General features: G+C 66.4%; 14 protein-coding genes. 4 read left to right on the top strand and 10 right to left on the bottom strand.

Translation table 11 applies throughout. From position 1 onward, the window contains the following. Together secA and AQZ49_RS00165 are read right to left on the bottom strand one after the other, a co-directional pair. A complete protein-coding gene (secA, locus tag AQZ49_RS00170) occupies nt 1-2,745 on the bottom strand; it encodes a preprotein translocase subunit SecA (protein WP_067611161.1) in 2,745 nt (914 codons plus the stop codon). Between the two features lie 110 nt (nt 2,746-2,855). Further along, entirely contained in the window at nt 2,856-3,116 is a 261-nt protein-coding gene (locus AQZ49_RS00165) for a hypothetical protein (RefSeq protein ID WP_067611159.1), read from the bottom strand. Between the two features lie 130 nt (nt 3,117-3,246). Between AQZ49_RS00165 and argJ the strand changes: the two genes are divergently transcribed. The 3 genes from argJ to AQZ49_RS00150 are packed head-to-tail and all read left to right on the top strand — an operon-like array spanning nt 3,247 to nt 5,898. Then, the gene (gene argJ / locus AQZ49_RS00160; RefSeq protein ID WP_067611156.1) at nt 3,247-4,473 is read left to right on the top strand and encodes a bifunctional glutamate N-acetyltransferase/amino-acid acetyltransferase ArgJ; all 1,227 of its coding nucleotides are present in this window, start codon (nt 3,247-3,249) and stop codon (nt 4,471-4,473) included. Further along, complete coding sequence (locus tag AQZ49_RS00155; protein WP_067611153.1) at nt 4,470-5,087, top strand: glutathione S-transferase family protein; 618 nt, start codon at nt 4,470-4,472, stop codon at nt 5,085-5,087. The genes argJ and AQZ49_RS00155 overlap by 4 nt, the downstream gene beginning before the upstream one ends. A gap of 7 nt (nt 5,088-5,094) precedes the next feature. Continuing rightward, entirely contained in the window at nt 5,095-5,898 is an 804-nt protein-coding gene (locus AQZ49_RS00150) for an inositol monophosphatase family protein (RefSeq protein ID WP_067611152.1), read from the top strand. A gap of 28 nt (nt 5,899-5,926) precedes the next feature. Here the strand turns inward: AQZ49_RS00150 and trxA are convergent, their stop codons facing one another. The 8 genes from trxA to ahcY all read right to left on the bottom strand — a co-directional run bounded on the left by trxA (nt 5,927) and on the right by ahcY (nt 18,836). Beyond that, nucleotides 5,927-6,247, bottom strand: a complete 321-nt coding sequence (gene trxA / locus AQZ49_RS00145; protein ID WP_067611149.1) for a thioredoxin — start codon at nt 6,245-6,247, stop codon at nt 5,927-5,929. Between the two features lie 68 nt (nt 6,248-6,315). Then, nucleotides 6,316-9,792, bottom strand: coding sequence for a double-strand break repair helicase AddA (gene addA / locus AQZ49_RS00140; RefSeq protein ID WP_067612427.1), 3,477 nt, complete (start codon nt 9,790-9,792; stop codon nt 6,316-6,318). Continuing rightward, a complete protein-coding gene (addB, locus tag AQZ49_RS00135) occupies nt 9,789-12,785 on the bottom strand; it encodes a double-strand break repair protein AddB (RefSeq protein WP_067611146.1) in 2,997 nt (998 codons plus the stop codon). Before addB ends, addA begins: the two co-directional genes overlap by 4 nt. 4 nt (nt 12,786-12,789) lie before the next feature. Next, complete coding sequence (locus AQZ49_RS00130; protein WP_067611143.1) at nt 12,790-13,539, bottom strand: nucleotidyltransferase family protein; 750 nt, start codon at nt 13,537-13,539, stop codon at nt 12,790-12,792. Next, nucleotides 13,536-14,552, bottom strand: a complete 1,017-nt coding sequence (locus tag AQZ49_RS00125) for an aminoglycoside phosphotransferase family protein (protein WP_067611140.1) — start codon at nt 14,550-14,552, stop codon at nt 13,536-13,538. The genes AQZ49_RS00130 and AQZ49_RS00125 overlap by 4 nt, the downstream gene beginning before the upstream one ends. Beyond that, complete coding sequence (tsaE, locus tag AQZ49_RS00120) at nt 14,543-14,995, bottom strand: tRNA (adenosine(37)-N6)-threonylcarbamoyltransferase complex ATPase subunit type 1 TsaE (RefSeq protein WP_067611137.1); 453 nt, start codon at nt 14,993-14,995, stop codon at nt 14,543-14,545. The genes AQZ49_RS00125 and tsaE overlap by 10 nt, the downstream gene beginning before the upstream one ends. Further along, nucleotides 14,992-17,349 carry a sensor histidine kinase gene (locus tag AQZ49_RS00115; RefSeq protein WP_067611134.1) on the bottom strand — a complete coding sequence of 786 codons (2,358 nt, stop codon included), beginning with the start codon at nt 17,347-17,349 and terminating at the stop codon, nt 14,992-14,994. Before AQZ49_RS00115 ends, tsaE begins: the two co-directional genes overlap by 4 nt. Nucleotides 17,350-17,435: 86 nt before the next feature. Then, nucleotides 17,436-18,836: an adenosylhomocysteinase gene (gene ahcY, locus AQZ49_RS00110; RefSeq protein ID WP_067611131.1), complete on the bottom strand. Its 1,401-nt coding sequence runs from the start codon at nt 18,834-18,836 to the stop codon at nt 17,436-17,438. Between the two features lie 214 nt (nt 18,837-19,050). Between ahcY and AQZ49_RS00105 the strand changes: the two genes are divergently transcribed. After that, nucleotides 19,051-19,530 carry a peroxiredoxin gene (locus tag AQZ49_RS00105; RefSeq protein WP_067611128.1) on the top strand — a complete coding sequence of 160 codons (480 nt, stop codon included), beginning with the start codon at nt 19,051-19,053 and terminating at the stop codon, nt 19,528-19,530. Nucleotides 19,531-19,537 lie beyond the last annotated feature (7 nt).

The following is a 19,537-nucleotide window of genomic DNA, read 5'->3' as shown; positions in this document are numbered from 1 at the left end:
TCACACCGTTGCGCCGTGGCAATGCTTGTATTTCTGGCCCGAACCGCACGGGCATGCGGCATTCCGGCTGATGTCCTGCCCTTCCCATGGATTGCCCGCGATCGGCGCCTGCGCCGGGCCCTGCGCACCGATCAGGCCGAGCGATGACGCGGCGCTCGGAATCGGGCGCACATCGTCTTCGCCGGTCAACGGGTCGAGATGGCTGAACAGCGTGCCCGGCGCGGTCAGGAAATCGGGCAAGTCAGGCAAAGTCATCGTTTCGGGCCCGGTCAGGCGGAATTCGGCGGTCATCAGGATACGCGTGACATCCTCGCGGATCGCTTCGAGCATGCTTTCGAACAGGCTGAACGCTTCCTGCTTGTATTCATTGATCGGGGTTTTCTGCGCATAGGCGCGCAGGAACACCACCTGGCGCAGCGCATCGAGCGTGGCGAGATGTTCCTTCCAGTGGTGATCGAGCCGTTCGAGCAGGATCGCCTTTTCCAGATTGGCCCAGGCCGCAGGTTCAAACCCGGCGATGCGCGCGTCCATCGCCGCATCGGCCAGCGCGCAGATACGTTCGTCGATGACCGAAGGTTCCAGATGATCTTCCTGCAACCAGTCGTCCATCGGGATGGCAATGCCCAGCACATCGGCGGTGCGCGTCTTCAGCCCTTCGGCATTCCATTGTTCGGGGTACGATCCCGGCGGGCAGGCATCGCCGACCAGCGCGTTGATGGTGTCGCGGCGCATGTCGATCACCACATCGCCCACCGCATCGGCGTCCATGATGTCGGCGCGCTGTTCATAGATGACCTTGCGCTGGTCGTTCATCACGTCGTCGTATTCGACCACTTGCTTGCGGATGTCGTAATTGCGCGCCTCAACCTTTTTCTGCGCAATCTCGATCGCCTTTGACAGATAGCGCGAACCGATCGCCTCGCCATCGGCCAGGTTGGCGTTCATCATCCGCGAAAACATCGTGTCGGGGCCAAAGATGCGCAGCAAGTCGTCTTCGAGGCAGAGATAGAACTTCGACAGCCCCGGATCGCCCTGGCGGCCCGAACGCCCGCGCAACTGGTTGTCGATACGGCGGCTTTCGTGGCGTTCGGTGCCGATCACGCACAGCCCCCCGGCGGCCAGCACCAGGTCACGGTTGGCCGAGACTTCGGCCTCGATCTTGGCAATCGCGGCGTCGCGTTCGGGGCCTTCGGGCATCCCCGACAGTTCATCCTCGATTCGAAATTCGACATTGCCGCCCAGTTTGATGTCGGTGCCGCGACCGGCCATGTTGGTGGCGATGGTCACCGCGCCACGGCTGCCCGCCTGCGCGACGATGTGCGCTTCCTGTTCGTGGAACCGCGCGTTGAGCACCGCGTGCTTGACGCCTTCGGCGGTCAGGAATTCGGACAGCAGCTCGCTCTTTTCGATCGACACGGTGCCCACCAGCACCGGCTGGCCGATCTCGTTCTTTTCGCGGATCAGGCGGGCGATCGCGGCGAACTTGTCCTTGGTGTTCTTGTAGAATTCGTCTTCTTCGTCGATGCGCTGCACCGGCACGTTGGTCGGGATGGTGACCACACTCATCTTGTAGATGTCGAAGAATTCGGGCGCTTCGGTCGCGGCGGTGCCGGTCATCCCCGAAAGTTTGGGATACATGCGGAAATAGTTCTGGAACGTGATCGACGCCATCGTCTGGTTTTCGGGCTCGATCTTCACGCCTTCCTTGGCCTCGACCGCCTGGTGCAGACCGTTCGACCAGCGGCGGCCATCCATCATGCGCCCGGTGAATTCGTCGATGATGACGATCTTGCCGTCCTTGACGATATAGTCGATGTCGCGCTTGAACATGACATTGGCCTTGAGCGCCTGGTCCAGGTGATGGACGACCATCGTGTTGGCCACGTCATAGAGGTTCGACCCTTCCAGCAGCCCGGCCGTTTCCAGCTCTCGTTCGGCCCATTCGACGCCGTCTTCGGTCAGCGTGACGGTCTTCTGCTTTTCGTCGGCTTCGTAATAGACCGGGTCGATCCGCTTCACGACGATATCGACCGAGACATAGAGGTCGCTCTTGTCCTCGGTCGGGCCCGAAATGATCAGCGGGGTGCGCGCTTCGTCGATCAGGATCGAATCGACTTCGTCGACGATCGCGTAATTGAACGGGCGGTGCACCATCAGCCCACGCTCGTGCTTCATGTTGTCGCGCAGATAGTCAAAGCCGAGCTCGTTGTTGGTGGCATAGGTGATGTCGGAATTGTACGCGGTGCGGCGTTCTTCCTCGTTGAGGTTGGGCACGATCACCCCCACCGTCAGCCCGAGGAAACGATAGATTTGCCCCATCCATTCGGCATCGCGCCGCGCCAGATAGTCGTTGACGGTGACGACATGGACGCCCTTGCCCTCGATCGCGTTGAGATACGTCGCCAGCGTCGCCACCAGCGTCTTGCCCTCGCCCGTGCGCATTTCGGCGATTTCGCCGCGATGAAGCACGATCCCGCCGATCATCTGCACATCGAAATGACGCATGCCGAGCACGCGCCGCGACGCTTCGCGGCACGTCGCGAAAGCCTCTGGCAAAATGTCGTCGAGCGATTGACCGCCCGCCAACGCGTCGCGGAATTTCTGTGTCTGCGCGGTCAGTTCGGCATCCGACAAAGCCTGCATCGCCGGTTCAAAGGCGTTGATTTTGCGCACGACCTTGTCGAGCGATTTGACATAGCGTTCGTTGGACGAGCCGAACAGCGACTTGGCGATCTTGCCGAACATAAACGATGGTTCCCCGCAAAACTGTGATTGGCGAAACAGGCGCGCGAAGGGCCGCGCGGCGCTGAAAACTGCGATCTGAAAAAGGGGCGCGCAGATGCGCGCCCGGCGCGCTATTCGTGCGGCCGGTCGGCGATAGTCACGCCGCAAGACCGGGCAAACCCGGCATCATCGGGCGCCTGTGGCCGCGACATGTCGATGCGCACCGCCGCGCGCGCCATCCGCGCCCGCACCGGGCAGGCGATACTGGCCGGGGCCATTTCGGCCACCGCAAGATCAGCGCGCCCGACCACTTCGGCAGGCGACGCCGCATGGGCGACATCGGCCAGCGAAAGGCCCGACAACATGGCAAGAAGAACCAGCAGGAAACGCATTGCCGTCGCAGATAGTACCAATTTGCTTAATGGTCCATGGCCAAAGCGCCTCGCCCCGCCCTCGTTGCAAGACCCGGCCCATGAAAAAACCGTCTCCCGCATGAAACCGCAATCGTCTAGGGCACATGCCATGTCAGACGCCATCTCTCCGCTCGCCCAGCCCTTTCCCGACATGCCGCCGATCGCGGGGGTGCGCCTGCACACCGTGCGTGCGGGGTACAAGGATTGGGGGCGCACCGATCTGACGTATGTGGAACTCGATGAAGGCACCTCGGTGGCGGGCGTGTTCACGCGCAACATCTGCTGTTCGTCAGAGGTTGAACTCGGGCGGCAGAATGTCGGCCAGGGCCACGCCCGGGCGCTGGTGGTCAATGCGGGGAATTCCAACGCCTTTACCGGCTATCGCGGGCGTGAGGCGGTCGAGGCGATCATGGACCAGGTCGCCGCGCATCTGGGCGCGCCGCGCGATCAGGTGTTCGTGTCGTCCACCGGAGTAATCGGCGTGCCGCTGCCCAAGGACAAGGCACGCGCCGGGATCACCGCCGCGCTCGCCGCACCACTGGCCACCTGGGAACAGGCCGCGCGCACGATCAGCACGACCGACACGTTTGCCAAGGGCGCCACCGCGACCGCGCTGGTCGGCGGGATCAAAGTGACGCTGTCGGCGATCATCAAGGGATCGGGGATGATCGCGCCCGATATGGCAACGATGCTCGGCTATGTGTTCACCGATGCCGATGTCAGCCCGGCGTTCCTGCAATCAGCGCTGTCGGCGGCCAACACGCGCACCTTTTCGTGCATCACGGTCGACAGCGACACCTCGACCAGCGACACCGTGCTGGCCTTCGCCACCGGCAAAGCGGGCAACCCGCGCATCGAGGACGAACATTCACCCGGCGCCGATGCCTTTACCGCCGCGCTCGAAGCGGTGTGCCGTGAACTTTCCCATCTGGTGGTGCGCGATGGCGAAGGTGCGCAGAAATTCATCGCGGTCAGCGTCAGCGGCGCGGTCAGCGATAACAGCGCGCGCACCATCGCACTGTCGATCGCCAATTCGCCCCTGGTGAAAACCGCCATCGCGGGAGAAGATGCCAATTGGGGCCGCGTGGTGATGGCGGTGGGCAAGGCCGGCGAACCAGCCGATCGTGATCGCCTGTCGATCGGTTTTGGCGGCACCTGGGCCGCGCGCGAGGGCCAGCCACTGGCCGACTATGACGAAGCACCGGTGGCCGCGCATCTGAAGGGCCGCGAGATTTCGATCGAGGTTGATATCGGGCTGGGCCAGGGCCGCGCGACGGTGTGGACGTGCGATCTGACGCACGGCTATATCGCCATCAACGCGGATTACCGGTCATGATCACGATCTGGGGCCGCCTCAATTCGCACAACGTCAAGAAAGTCGCCTGGGCGGCGATCGAAATGGGCGTGGCGCACCGCCGCATCGATATGGGCGGCGCGTTCGGCTTTTCGGACAATTTCCGGTCGAAAAATCCCAACCTGCTGGTGCCGATGATCGAGGATGACAGCGTGCCCGGCGGGTTTGCGCTGTGGGAATCCAACACGATCCTGCGCTATCTGGCCGATGCCCATGCCCCTGACTGGCGGCATGGCGACATATGCGCGCGGGCCCAGGCGGAAAAGTGGATGGACTGGCACTTCGATTTTGCCGATCTCCAGCGCGGGGCGTTTCTCGGGTTGATCCGCCAGGGCAAGACCGCCGCCGATGCCGATGTCGTTGAATCGCGGGCGGCGACCGTCCGGCTTGCCCGCATCCTCGATGCGGAACTGGCGCAACGCCCGTTCCTGTCGGGCGACCGCTTTGGCCTCGCCGATATTCCCATGGGCGTCTATGCACACACGTTCTTTGCATTGCCGCTGGACCGCCCTTCGCTGCCAAACCTCGAAGACTGGTATGCGGGCCTGACCGAACGACCGGGCTATGCCAGCACGGTGATGATCCCCCTGACCTGAGGCCGCGATGACCCGAACGCTCGACACTGAAATCGCCGCGCTGATGGCGCGCGTCGCGCAGACCGCGATCCTGCCGCGATATCAGCACCTGACCGCCGGGCAGATCGCCAACAAGGCGGTCGATGATGTGGTGACCGTGGCCGACACCGATGCCGAAGCCCTGTTGAGCGAGGCGCTGGCCCGGCTGATGCCCGAGGCGGCGATTGTCGGCGAGGAAGCGGCGAGTGCCGATCCCGCCGTGCTCGACCGGTTGGGCGACAGCCTGTGCTGGATCATCGATCCGATCGACGGCACCAACAATTTTGCCGCCGGGCGCCCGCCGTTCGGCATCCTGATTGCGTTGGCCGAACATGGCGAAATGGTGGCGGGCTGGATCTATGACGTGCTGAGCGGACGGCTGTGCAGCGCGCATCGCGGCGCCGGGGCCTGGGTCGATGGCGAGCGCGTGACCGCGCGCAGCACGGGCCAGGAGCCCCCGGTGGCAGCCATTTCGCTGGTGTTTGCCGATCCCGACCGGCGCGCGGTGCTGAAAGAGCGCGTCGCGCCGCATTACACGCTGGTCGATATCCCGCGCTGCGCGGCGGAACAGTATCCGCGCATCGTGCTGGGCATCAACGACGTATCGATTTTCGAACGCACGCTGGCGTGGGATCACGCGGCCGGCGTGCTGTTCGTCAACGAGGCAGGCGGGCGCGCCGCGCGCCCAGACGGCAGCGCCTATCGCGTCGACCGCCACCTGCAACCTGGCCTGATCGCCGCCGCCAGCCCTGCCCTGTTTGACCAGATGGCAGAACGGCTGGCGGGGATGTAAATCCTCCCCGTTGTCAGGGAGGATCAGGTCAGAGTGCGCTTTCCAGCCAGCCCTTGAGCTGGCTCTTGGGCGCGGCGCCCAGCTTTTGCGCGACGGCCTTGCCATCCTTGAACAGCACCAGCAGCGGGATCGACTGCACGCCGATATCGCCGGGCACTTTGGTGTTTTCCATGATGTCCATTTTGACGATTTCGACCCGGTCGGCCAGTTCCTCGGCAATTTCCTCAAGCGCGGGGGCAATCATCTTGCACGGGCCGCACCAGTCGGCCCAGAAATCGACCAGCACGGGCTTGCCTGCGCCGAGCACGTCTTCGGCAAAGCTGGCGTCGGTTACGGCTTTGGTGGGCATGATCAAAAACTCCGAAAGAAAGTTGTACCCAATCTAGGCACGCGGGCGGCGCTTGCAACCGGCAGTGCTCAAAAGGTTTCCTCTGCATCGCCAAGGCCCAGCTTTTGCATGGGGAGCATGGCCTCGGGCAAGGCATAGAGGCGCGGGATCGCAGTATAGAGCAACGCCGCCTCGACCCGCCGTCCTGGATGAATCACCCGCAGCGCCGCGACATAGGCCGCCATCTGCCGCAGATAGGCCCCCGGAATGTCGGCGATCGCCGCGGGCGGGCGGCGATCGGTCTTGAAATCGACAATCCGCACCGCATCGGCGCTGATCAGCAGGCGATCGATCGTGCCGCTGATCAGGCGCGGGCCGACCAGCGCGGCAATCGGCACTTCGGCCAGCGAACCAGGCCCGAACACCGCCGACCATTCGGGCGCATCGAGCACCGCGAGCGCCGCGCGCACCAGCGCATCGCGATCATCGCCGCTCCAGTCGCCCGCCATGCGCGCCAGCCACTGCGTCGCGGTATCCGCGCGCGCCGCCAACGGCACATCGGGCAGGCGTTCGAGCAAGCGGTGCAGCAACGTGCCGCGCCGCATGGCCTGGCGCGCGCCAGGGCCGGGCCGGGTCGGCGGGGCGGGCGCCGCATCCTCGCCCAGTGCGCTGGGCGCCAAGGGACGTGGCGGGCGCGGTTCGGGGCCGACCGGCACCAGCAGATCATCGGGCAGGACAATCGCCGGCGCGCGCGCGGCTGCCGCATCGACCGGCGGCACCGCAGCCGCCACGCCGAATGTGCGACACCGCTGCCAGATCGGATCGGCCTGCTCGGTTGCGCCCGGCACCTGGCTCAGCGCGCCAAACCAGCTCTCTTCGGGCACTTCACCCTTGTCGCGCGGGCCCAGCGCGCCAGTGATGAACAATGCCTCTTCGGCGCGGGTCATCGCGACATAGAGCAGGCGCCAGTGTTCCTCGCGGTCGGCCTTTTGGGCGGCCAGTTCCGCCTCGCGCACGCGGGCAGGCTTTTCATCCTTGCGTAGCGGCGGCAGCGGCACCGATCGCCCGGCGCCGTCGTCGAGCGTCACCGGCGAGGCCAGCGCCTTGCCCGGATCGGCGGTGGCATCGGCCAGGATCACGATCGGCGCCTGCAACCCCTTTGACCCGTGCACGGTCATCACCCGCACCAGATCGCTTTGCCCGCCCGCCTCGCGCTTGACATCGCCATCGCCTGCGGCAAACCAGTGGATGAACCCGGCCAGCCCCGGCACATGGCTGGAGGCATGGGCCATCGCCGCATTGACCAGTTCGTCGATCGGATCACCCGCCTCTTCGCCCAGCCGCGCCAGCAGCGCCTTGCGCCCCTGCCACGGCCCGACCAGAATCCAGTTGAGCAGCGCAGCGGGAGAGACGAAATCGGCGCGCGCCAGCAGATCGCGCAAACGTGCCATCGTCGCATGCGTCACCGGACCCTCGGTTTCGCGCAAATGATCCCACAGCCGCATCCCGGCGCGGCGATAACCATGCGCCAGCAGGTCTTCCTGGCTCCACCCGAGCAACGGCGAGACCAGCAGCCCGGCCAGATTGAGATCATCGCCCGGCTGCACGCAGAATTGCAGCGCGGCGATCAGATCCTTGACCGCCAGCGGCGCGCCCAGCCGCAACCGGTCAACCCCCGCCACCGGCACGCCTTCGGCATGCAGCCGCGCAACGATCAGCGCGGCCAGCGCACCGCGTTTGCGCACCAGCACCATCACATCGCCCGGCGTCGCCCGCCGCACACGGCCCTTGCCAAGTCCATAGCCCTGATCCAGCCATTGCCGTACCTGCCGCGCGATCCGCCCGGCCAGTTCGCGATCAGGGCCCGACAGCCAGGTCTCTTCCCCGCCGGGATCGGGCAGATCGTCCTCGTCCGCCTCCACCGCCAGCCCGACCGGCTGCCACAGGCAGACCTGCCCAGCGATGGCATGACCAACATGGGGTTCGGGCGGCGCAGGCAGGCCGAACCGATCGCTCCCTATCGTGGCCATCGCGGCATCGACAAAGCTCAGGATCGGCTGCGCGCTGCGGAACGAACGTCCCAGCCCGAGATCGAGCAGATCGAGCGCGGGATCGTTGGCAGCCTGCGCCAGCGCATCAAGTTCGCGCGCGACACGCCGCCGCGCGGCCTCGAATTCTCTGGGACTGGTGCCCTGAAACCCGAAAATCGCCTGTTTGTAATCGCCCACCACAAACAGCGTGCGCGGCGCCGGGCGTTCGCGCGCCTGCCCCTCGCCAGACCGGAAATCGCCGGTCACCCCGTCGAGCACGATATCCCATTGCCGCGCATTGGTATCCTGCGCCTCGTCGACCAGCACGTGATCAAACCGGCGGTCGAGCTTGAAGCGAATCCAGTCCGCAGGCGCGCGTTCGGTCAGCAGCGCTGCCGCCGCGCGGATCTGGTCGTCGAAATCGATGAACCCCTCGCGCGTCTTGGCCTCGTCCCACGCCAGCGCGAACCGCCGCCCGATCGCCAGTGCGGGCTCGGCCAGATCGACCAGCGCCAGCGCGCGGCCCAGTTCGGCAGCCTCGTGCAGCGCCTCGCTGACCGTGGCGGCATGGTCGGTATACGTCGGGTCGATCTTTTCGAGGTTCTTGCGATACTTCGCCTCGCCCTCGGCATTGAACAGCGCACGGGTCAGCGCGGCAACCGTGGTCGCGCGCACAGGCGCATCCGCCGCCAGCCAAGCCGCGATCGGCGCGATCATGCCATCGGCGGTCTTGGTGCCCCATTCGCGCAAGGCATCGACACAGCGCCCCAACGCCGCCACCGGAAACCGCGCATCGGCAAAACAGTCCGCCAGCAGGCCGTGGTCGGCATCGGCCGGCAGCCCGATCAGGCGGTTGATGCGCGGGCGCAACGGCGATTGCCAGGCGCCGGGCCCGGTCCACACCTCGGTCGCGGCGGCACAACGCAGCAGAAACCGGGTCAGATCGCCCTCGCCCATGCGCACGCTCAGCGCGCCAAGCGCATCGATGAACGCGCTGTCGCCACTGTCCTGCGCGCGCACCAGCAGATCGACCAGCACATCGCGCACCAGCAAATCGCGGTCGCGGTCTTCCATCGCGCGCGATCCGGGGCGCAGGCCGGCTTCCTCGGGAAAGGCCGACAGCAGCCATTGTGCAAAGGCGTGGATGGTGCCGATGCGCAGGCCGCCACCGGGGCAATCGAGCACGGCGGCAAACCGGCTGCGCGCGCGCGCCAGCGTGGCCGGGTCGAACGGGGCGCCGATCGCCTGCAAATGGGTGGCCAGAATGGTGTCTTCCATCCGCACCCAGTCGGCCAATTTTTCGCCGATGCGCGTGGCCATTTCCGCTGCGCCCGCCTTGGTGAAAGTCAGGCACAGGATCTGGTCGGGCTCCACCCCCGGTTCGAGCAGCAGACGCAGCACCCGCGATGTCAGCACCTGGGTCTTGCCAGTGCCCGCCGAGGCCGACAGCCACACCGAACGATCGGGCGCGACGGCAGCCATCTGGTTGTTTTCCAGACGGTGCACCTGCTGGGCCAGGCTGGCCACCGCGCTCATGCCGCGCCCCCGCGCCCAAGCCATTCGTCCAGCCGCATCACCTGATCATAATCCGAATAGCCCGCCAGATCGGGATTGAGCCGCGCGGTGAACGGTTCGCTGCCCAAAATCCACCGGTCGAGCGCATCGTCGAGATAGGCGCGCGTGATGTCGAGAAATTCGGCACGCGGCACGCCGCTGCGCTTGCGCCCTTCGCGGATCGGCTCGTCGCGCCAGCCAAACCCCGATCCGTCGCGTCGGCGCGACAATGACCAGTATTCGAACCGGTCGGGCTGGCCCGATACCCCTTCGACGCCGCCCGCCGCCGCGATCAACCCGATCACGCCGAGTTGCAGCGCAAACCCGCGTTCAACCATCGCCCCGCTGGGGGGCGATCCGGTCTTGTAATCGACAATCGCCAGCGTGCCGTCGGGCAGGCGGTCGATGCGGTCGGCGCGCGCCTTGATGGTCACCCCGCGCACCGCCAGATCGCCCCAGCGTTCGAACGCCACGACCTGGCGGCCCTCGCCCGCCAGCGCCAGTTGCTCGCTTTCGATCCATTCCAGCGCGGCGATCAGGCGCGGTTGCCACAGCGCGCGCATCAGCGGGTGCGCGCTCATCGCGTGAAGCGCGTGCTGCGCGATCGGCACGAGTTCGCCCACCGGCGCGCCCGCCTTGTGCCACTCCTCCAGAATGGCATGCACCGCGGTGCCGCGCCACGCCGGGCTGGGATCGGCATCGAGCGGATCGAGCGAGGCCAGCCGCAGGATGGCATTGGCATAGAACTGATAGGGATCGCCGCGCAGCCGGTCGAGCGCGGTGGCCGCGATGTCGACCCGGCGCTGGGCGGCGCTGGGCATCGGTTGCGGGCGCGGCGCAGGATCAACCCTGGGCGCATGGTCGAGCGCGCGCGCCCAATCGACCGCATCGTGTTCCAGCCGGGTCAGATCGCCCAGCATCGCGCGGATGCGCAGCAGAAAGCGCGAGGGCACGGTTGGCCCGCCGGTGTCGCGCGCGGCATGGCTCAGCACCACTTCGGGCGCGCCGAGCGCGGCGGCGAAATCGTGCGCCGACAGCCCGATGCGGAAATCGGCGCCGGGTATCCCCAGCGCGCGCAGCACGGCGGGCGCCAGGATCGGATCGGACGCGGGCGTGGCGGGCCAGCTTCCTTCGACCAGGCCGCCGCAGATCACCAGATCGGCACGGCTCATCCGCGCCTCCAGCAGGCCATAGATGGCGAGGCGCGGATGCCCACCATAGGCCGGACGCACCGCCACCTGATCGAGCGCATCGCGCAACAGCGCGGGCAATTCGCCCGGATCGACCGCCGTATCGCCCAGATCGGGATCGCCCGCCGCCACGCTCCAGTCCTCGATGCATTGCGCCAGCGCGCGCCCGTCCGCCTCTGCCCACAGGCCATCGCCGCACAGCGCCTGCGCCACGTCGACCAGCCCGGCCAGCGCATCGCCGAGCGGGCGCGCTGCATCGCTGTCGAGCAGTGGTGCCAGGATCGGCGCAAGATCATCCCACCACGCAATCAATGCCGGATCGGGCCGCCGCGCCGCCAAAACCCGGTCGCGCAGTGCGGCCAGGCCAGGCCCCGGACGTGGCCCGCGCAAGGCCAGATCGAGCCCGCGCACGCGTTCGAGCCAGCCAGCCCGTTCCTCGCCGCTGTGCACCAGCGGGTGCCCCAGCAGGCCGATCAGTGGCACCGGCGCCGCGCGTTCGGCCCAGGTTTCGGCCAGCAACAGCAGCACCCGGCCGGCCGCGGTCTGCGACAAGGGACGCCCCGCGCTGTCGTCGGCGGCGATGTTCCAGCGTTGCAGATGCGCCACCACGCGTTCGGCCAGGCCCCGGTCGGGGGTGATCACCGCCACGCGCCGTTCCGGCACCGCCAGCGCGCGGCGCGCCAGTACCGCGATGGCCAGCGCCTCTTCGCCGGGGTTGGCGCTTTCCATCAGCCGCACGCCCGCCAGGCGGCGATCGTCGGCGGGCAGATCGGCCCACACCGCGCTGGCCACCGGCGGCAGGAACAGGTTGGAGATCGCGCGGCTGCGTGCCGGTGACGCGGCGGCCAGCCCGGCGCGGTGCCACGGCATGACTTCGCCGCGCGCGATGCCCATGCGGTTGAGCAGCAGTTTGAGATGGTATTGCGGATGGGTAACGATGTCGCCCCAGCCAAACACCGGATTGGCGTCGGCGGCATCGGCAGCGGGCGCGCCCGCCTGCCCCAGCGCATCCCACACGTCATCGCCCAGCGCCAGATCGAGATCGGGCAGGATCACCGCGCCTTCGGGCAATTGCGACACCACCCGCAACAGGCGCGCCACCGCCGGTGCCGCCGACGTGACCCCGGCGGCCACCACCGCCCCGGCCGGCGGTGCGGCGTGCCAGCGGTCGGCCACCGCGCGCAACAACCGGCTGCGCCGTTCGGGCGCATCGCAGGCGCCGCGCCGGTCAAGCTCGGCGCGCCAGCGCATGACCACGCGCGCAAACAGCCGCGTGCTGGCAATCCAGTGCTGCGCCAGATCGCCGACCAGCCCGATCACCGACGGATCGAGCAAATGCTCGACGCTGCGATCTTCGATCAGCAGGCGGTCGATCGTTTCGCCAAGACTGCGCGCCAGCCGCAGCAACGCCGCCTGCCCCGGCACCACCGTGCCCGGCTCTGCCGCCAGTTCCTCGCGCAGCAGCCGCGCCAGCACCAGCAGGCGGACGGTGGGATCGATCGCCGGGGGGGTGTCGACGCTCAATGGATCGAACAGCGCGCCCAGCGTCTCGTCCAGATCGAGATCGCCCACCACGACCATGCGCGGCAGCAACAGCGCGCCGCCACTGGCGCGCACGAACGCCTCGGTCACGATGCGTACCGCGCGGCGGCTGGGTAACAGCAGCGTCAGCCGGGCGAGGCCAAACCCGTCTTGGCGATAGCGCGGGATCAGCCCGGCGACCAGCGCATCGGCAAAGCCCCGGTGTGCCGCGATCGCATAGACCGTGGGCGCGTCATCGACCACCCGATCAGGCGCCGGTCAGGGCCGCTTCGGTCGGTCCGATCATTGCCGGGGTGCCGACTTCGAACCACAGCCCGGTGTGCGACAGCCCGTAAAGCCGCCCTTCGGCAATCGCGCGATCCCACAGCACGCCGGTCGAAAACGCGCCTGCGGGTGCATCGCGCAACAGCCGCTGCGACACGATCTGGATGCCGGTGTAGATGAACGGCGCCACGCGCCCAGGCTTGCGCCGCGAAATCCGGCCCAGCGGATCGAGGTGAAAATCGCCCAGGCCCGCGAAATTGTGCGCCTGGGCATGGCTGACCACCAGCAACAGCGCATCCATGCGGTCTTCATCCCAGGCATCGCTCAGCGCGGAAAACGCGTTGCGCGGCCCATCCAGCCAGATCGCATCGGTGTTAAGGCAGAAAAACGTGTCCGCCGCGATCAGCGGCAGCGCGCGCACCATGCCTCCGCCGGTTTCGAGCAAGCCGTCGGTCTCGTCGGAAATGGCGATCTGCGGCGCCTTGCGGCCGTGCAGGTGCGCGATCAGTTGATCGGGCAGGTAATGCACATTGACCACCGCGCGCGCCACGCCCGCCTCGACCAGCTTGTCCAGGCCATAATCGATCAGCGGCTTGCCCGCGACGCGCACCAGCGGCTTGGGCCGGGACGCGGTCAACGGACGCATGCGCTTGCCGATGCCGGCGGCGAGCAGCATGGCCACATCGCTGACCAGCGGGCCACCCGACAGGGGGTGCGTTGCAGGCGTGCTCATGACGTGAACGGTCCCCCCAGGACACCGGCCGGATCGCGCAATTCGGCGGGAATGTTGGCATCGAACCACGCCGCCACCGGACCCAGCGCGGGATGGGCCAGATCGCGTTCAAGCTGCGACCAGACCCGCGCGATCAGGTCGAGATAGCGCGGTTTGCCATCGCGTTTCCATAGCCGCACGAAAATGCCGATGATCTTGGCGTTGCGCTGCGCACCCAGCCGCGCATAGTCGGCCAGGAACGTTTCGGCATCGAACGCCCCGCCCGACGTTGCGGCAGCCCCCTGACAATAGTGATCGAACATCGCGCTTTCGAGTTCCGGCGAGACGTCGCGCCGCGCATCCTGCAACAGCGAAACCAGATCATAGGCCGGATGCCCGACCAGCGCATCCTGAAAGTCAAGCAACCCCTGCCGTCCCAGATCGCCCAGCAGCATGATGTTTTCGGCGTGATAGTCGCGCAGCACCGTCACCCCTGGGCGCTGGCGCGGCAACAGCGGGGCCAGCACCTCTTCCCACGCGGCGGTCCAGCCGCGCCCGTCGATATAGAGCCCGCGCGCCGGGCAGTACCAGTCGGTAAACAGCCGCACTTCACGCACATATTCGCCCAGCGAATAGTCGGTGAAGGGCCCCGGCGGCAGCCGATGCAGCGCCAGCAGCGCGTCGATCGCGGCGCGATAGACCGCCATTTCGTCATCGGGCCAGGCATCGACATATTCGCGCATGCGCACGTCGCCGAAATCTTCCATCAGCACAAAGCCCGCTTCGGCATCGTCGGCCAGGATGATCGGCGCGCGCATGCGGTTGCCATCCAGCCACAGGGCTGCGCGAAGGAACGGCGCGGGATTTTCGCGCGGCGGCGGCGCGTGCATCAGCATGGCACCGCTGCCGTCGGCCTTGCGCACACGGAAATAGCGGCGGAACGAGGCATCGCCGGGCAGCGGATCGATGGCCGCATCGGCCCAGCCGGCGCGCTTCAGAAAAGCGGCGGCGTCTTCGGGAATGGTCAGGTCCATAGCCCGCGTTCTTGCCAAAGCCGCCCCGGCTCGACAATGGCCCGCCGCCCGTTTTCCCACGTTTCCATGCGGATCGTCAGGCAACCCGGCTCATGCACGAAACCGCCCGCCCGATCGGGCCATTCAGCTAGCAGCGCAGCGCCCTGGCGATAGTCATCAAGCCCGATCTCGTCGGCCTCGGCCGGCGAGGACAGGCGGTAGAAATCGGCGTGCACCACCGGCAGACGCACACCCGGTGGATCGTAGATCTCGATGATCGCGAATGTCGGCGACGGCACTTCGCCGCGGTGGCCCAGCGCGGCCAGGATCGCGCGCGCCAGCGTGGTCTTGCCCGCGCCCAGCCCGCCATGGAACGCCACCACATCGCCCGGCGCCAAGGCCGCCGCAATCTGTGCGGCCAAGGCTCCGGTGGCGGCCACATCGGGCAGATCGATGATGGTCATGGCAGCACGATCACTGCGCTGGTGCCCTGCCCCGGCTCTGACATCAACTCGATCGTGCCCTGATGTGCCTCGATCAACTGACGCACCAGCGGCAGGCCGAGCCCCGCTCGGCGTTCGATATTGCGGCCATCGGCCCCGATGGTCAGCCCTTCGAGCGCGCGGGCAAGCTGCGCCGGTTCCATCCCGCGTCCATTGTCGGACACCACCACTTGCACCTTGCGATCCGGGCGCCGCGCACAATCGACCAGAATGCGCCCGCCCGGCGGGGTCGCGGCAATCGCGTTGTCGATCAAATGGCCGAACGCACGGCGCAACCGCCGCGCATCGCCGGTGACCGACCCGATCGCATCGCTGCCGCGCAGATCGAGCGACAACTGCCCTTGCCCGATCTGGTCGGCGCGTTCCTGCACCACCTCGGTCAACAACGGGAACAGCGCCACCGCATCGCGCGCGACCGGCAAAGTGCCCGCTTCGCCCTGTGACAGGTCGAGCACCGTTTCAATCTGTTCGCTCAACCGCTCGACCGAGGTCAGGATCGCAGTGACATATTCGTGCGCCTGTTCGGGCAGATCGCCCGCCAGCCCGCCGTCGAGCATTTCGGCAAAGCCCCGGATCGACGTCAGGGGCGTGCGGAATTCGTAGCTCATGTTGGCGATAAAGCGGGTCTTGACCGCATCGGCCTCCACCAGCGCGGCGTTGCGTTCGCGCAGCATCGTCTCGGCCTTTTGCGAATCGGTGATGTCGAGCACCGTCAGCAGGCCATTGCCATCGGGCAAAGGCACCCCGCCAAAGGCCAGATGGCGCCCGTCGGCCAGCGCCAGCCGCCCGGTCTGCTGCCGCCGTTCGAGCGTGGCCGCCTCGATCACCTGGCCGATCGTGGCGACTTGTGCGGGTCGGCGCAGTTTTCCGGCGATATGCGACAGGATGACATCGGCGCGCGGATGTTTGGCCAACATGTCTTCATCCAGGCCCCAGTCGGCGGCAAAGCGCCGGTTCCACAGTTGCAGCTTGCTGTCGGGGCCGAACACTGCCAGCGATTCGAACAAGTTGTCGAATGTCGCGGTGCGGGTGCGCAACAGCGTGTCGCGCGTGGCCGACAGTTGCAACTGTTCGGTGCGATCCTCGAATATCATCAACAGCCCGCCATCGGGCATCGGCTGGGCCACCACGCGCAGATGCGTGCCGTCGGACAAGTGCCAGGGTTCCTCGCGCGCTTCGCGGCTGAGGAACCAGCCCTGGCGTTCGCGGCGCCATTCGGGGAAATCGCGCACTTCGGGCAGGCGCCCACCATCGCGCATGCGATCGAGCACGCGGTCGAACGGCGGCGTATCGGCCACCCATGCCGGGGGAATTGCAAACAGGCGCAGGAACGGCTGGTTGACGAACACCAGATTGCCGCGATCATCGAACTGCGCGATCGCCGCCGACATCGTGTCGAGCATCTGCCGCTGCGCCGCGCGGAACCGGCGGAACTGGCGCGTAAGTTCCTCCATGTCCTCGATATCGACGGCATAGCCGGCCACGCCGTCTTCGCCCAAAGGCAAGTCGATCACCCGCAGCGAGCGGCGTTGCCCGCCGATCGTCGCCGACACCACGCGTTCGATCGGGGCCCGGCGGTCTTGCGCGGCACGGGCCACTTCGCGCGGCCCCGTGCCATCGACCGGTTCGACCAGTTCGGCCCCGGCGGCCACCACATCGGCGCCGCTGCGCCCGCCCACCGCGCGCACATAGGCGGTGTTGACCAGCCGCAGTGCCAGATCGGGGCCACGGAACCACATCGGCAAAGGCGCCGCCTCGATCAATCCCGACAGCCCGGCGAAATCAGCGCGGGCCCCGGCGGTTTCGGCACGCAGCGCGCGCAATTCCTCTTCGCTTTCGGAAAAATCGAAAAACCATACCAGCGCGGCGCCGGCCGGTGAAATCTGCGGATCGGCCAGATATCCACGCACGGCCAGGGCCTTGCCGGTGCCGCGCGGGGTCAGGGTCAGGCGAAACGGCGCGGCGGTTTTCTGCGTGCGGCGCACCGCATCGCTGAGCAGCGACAACTGGTATTCATCGAACCCGCGTTCAGACCCATCGGCGCTGGCATCGAGTTCGGACAGATGGCCGGGCATCGCGGCAAAGCCGAACCACCCCGCCAGCCGCACCGGGCCTTCGATGCGGCCATCGGCGCGCACCACCATCGGTAGCGCCGGGGAATCCTCGACCATGCGTCCCAGCCGCCGCGCCAGCCGCAGGCTGGCATCGGCGCGCCGTTGCCGCGCGCGCGCCGCCAGCACGGCCCAGGCCGCCGCCACTGTCCACGCGGCTAGCAGCAGTCCGATCACGACCCATGCGGCTTGGTTCAAAAGCATCCGCACTTGGCTAGAAGTGAAGCCCGCGAATTACAACGAAGAACCCCGTTCGGGCCGAAATTGGGCACCGAACGGGGTCAAATCGGTCAATAGCGGTAGTGATCGGCCTTGAACGGGCCCTGCGGCTTGACGCCGATATAGCTGGCCTGACGCTCGGTCAGCGTGGTCAGCTTCACACCCAGCTTTTCCAGATGCAGCGCCGCGACCTTTTCGTCGAGGTGCTTGGGCAGAACATAGACATCGTTCTTGTACTGGTCGTTGCGGGTGTAGAGTTCGATCTGCGCCAGCGTCTGGTTGGTAAAGCTGGCCGACATCACAAAGCTGGGGTGCCCGGTCGCGCAGCCCAGATTGACCAGGCGGCCCTTGGCCAGAATGATGATCTGCTTGCCATCGGGAAATTCGACCAGATCTGTGCCCGGCTTGACCTCTTTCCAGATATAGTTCGACAGCGCCGAAATCTGGATTTCGCTGTCGAAATGCCCGATGTTGCACACGATGCTCATCGGTTTCATCGCCTTCATGTGGTCGGCGGTGATCACGTCTTCGTTGCCGGTGGCGGTCACGAAGATGTCGGCGCGCTTCACCGCTTCTTCCATCGTGACGACTTCATAGCCTTCCATCGCCGCCTGCAGCGCGCAGATCGGATCGATTTCGGTGACCATCACGCGCGCGCCACCGTTGCGCAGGCTGGCAGCCGAACCTTTGCCGACATCGCCGAACCCGGCCACGCAGGCGACTTTGCCGGCCAGCATCACGTCGGTGGCGCGGCGGATGGCATCGACCAGCGATTCCTTGCACCCATAGAGGTTGTCGAATTTCGACTTGGTCACCGAATCGTTCACATTGATCGCGGGGAACGGCAGCTTGCCGTCCTTGGCGATGTGATAGAGGCGATGCACCCCGGTGGTGGTTTCTTCCGACACGCCCTTGATGTGCGCCACGCTCATCGTCAGATAGCCGGGCTTGGCCTTCACAAAGGCCTTGAGCGCACGCTGGAATTCGATTTCCTCGGCATTCGACGGTTCGGGCAGGGTGTCGCCCGCCTCGATCCGTGCGCCCCACAGCGCAAACATCGTGGCATCGCCACCGTCGTCGAGGATCAGGTTGGCGGTGCGGCCCGAACCATCGTCCCAGTCGAAGATGCGACCGACATAGTCCCAGTAATCAGCCAGGCTTTCACCCTTGATCGCGAACACCGGAATGCCCGCTGCGGCGATGGCTGCGGCGGCGTGGTCCTGCGTCGAATAGATGTTGCAGGTGGCCCAGCGCACTTCGGCGCCCAGTGCAACCAGCGTTTCGATCAGCACGGCGGTCTGGATCGTCATGTGCAGCGATCCGGTGATGCGTGCGCCCTTCAACGGCTGCGACGCGCCGAATTCTTCGCGCAGGGCCATCAGCCCCGGCATTTCGGTTTCCGCAATGGCGATTTCGGCACGGCCATAATCGGCAAGGCCGATATCGGCGATCACGTAGTCCTGCTGGCTCACGAGGCGGCACTCCCTGGAATAAAGATGGTCAAAACACGGGTTGGTTGATCCGCGCCTTAGCGGCATCGAACGATAATATAAAGATGTCTTTATATCACCCATCCGTGGTCGTGCGGTTGCGCTGTCACACACCGGGCCTATATCCCGTCACGGAGCAGGATCGCCACAGCGGCGAACCCGCCACACGCCTTTGCAAAAACGAAAGGAATTGGGGATGACAATCGCGGTTGGAGACAAGCTGCCCGACGTCAAAGTGGTCAAGGCCACCGCCGACGGTATCGAAGCGGTGCAGACCACCGACTATTTCGCGGGCAAGAAAGTGGTGCTGTTTTCGGTGCCCGGCGCGTTCACCCCGACCTGTTCGGCCAAGCATCTGCCCGGTTTTGTGGACAAGGCCGAGGCGTTCAAGGCCGCCGGTGTCGATGAAATCGCCTGCACCGCGGTCAATGATCCGTTCGTGATGAAGGCCTGGGGCGCCGCCAGCGGTTCGCCCGACGTCACGATGCTGGCTGACGGCAACGGCGATCTGGCCAAGGCGCTCGATCTCGTGCTCGATGGCACCGGCTTTGGCCTGGGCCTGCGCGGTCAGCGCTTTGCCGCGGTGATCAACGACGGCGTGGTCGAACAGCTCCATGTCGAAGCGCCCGGCGATTTCAAAGTCAGCGCGGCGGAATACGTCCTCGAACACCTGTGAAAATGTT

The sequence above is a fragment of the Novosphingobium sp. FSW06-99 genome (assembly GCF_001519065.1).
Taxonomy (GTDB): domain Bacteria; phylum Pseudomonadota; class Alphaproteobacteria; order Sphingomonadales; family Sphingomonadaceae; genus Novosphingobium.
Note: the sequence above shows the minus strand (reverse complement) of the source record. Positions and strands in the feature narration are given on the sequence as shown.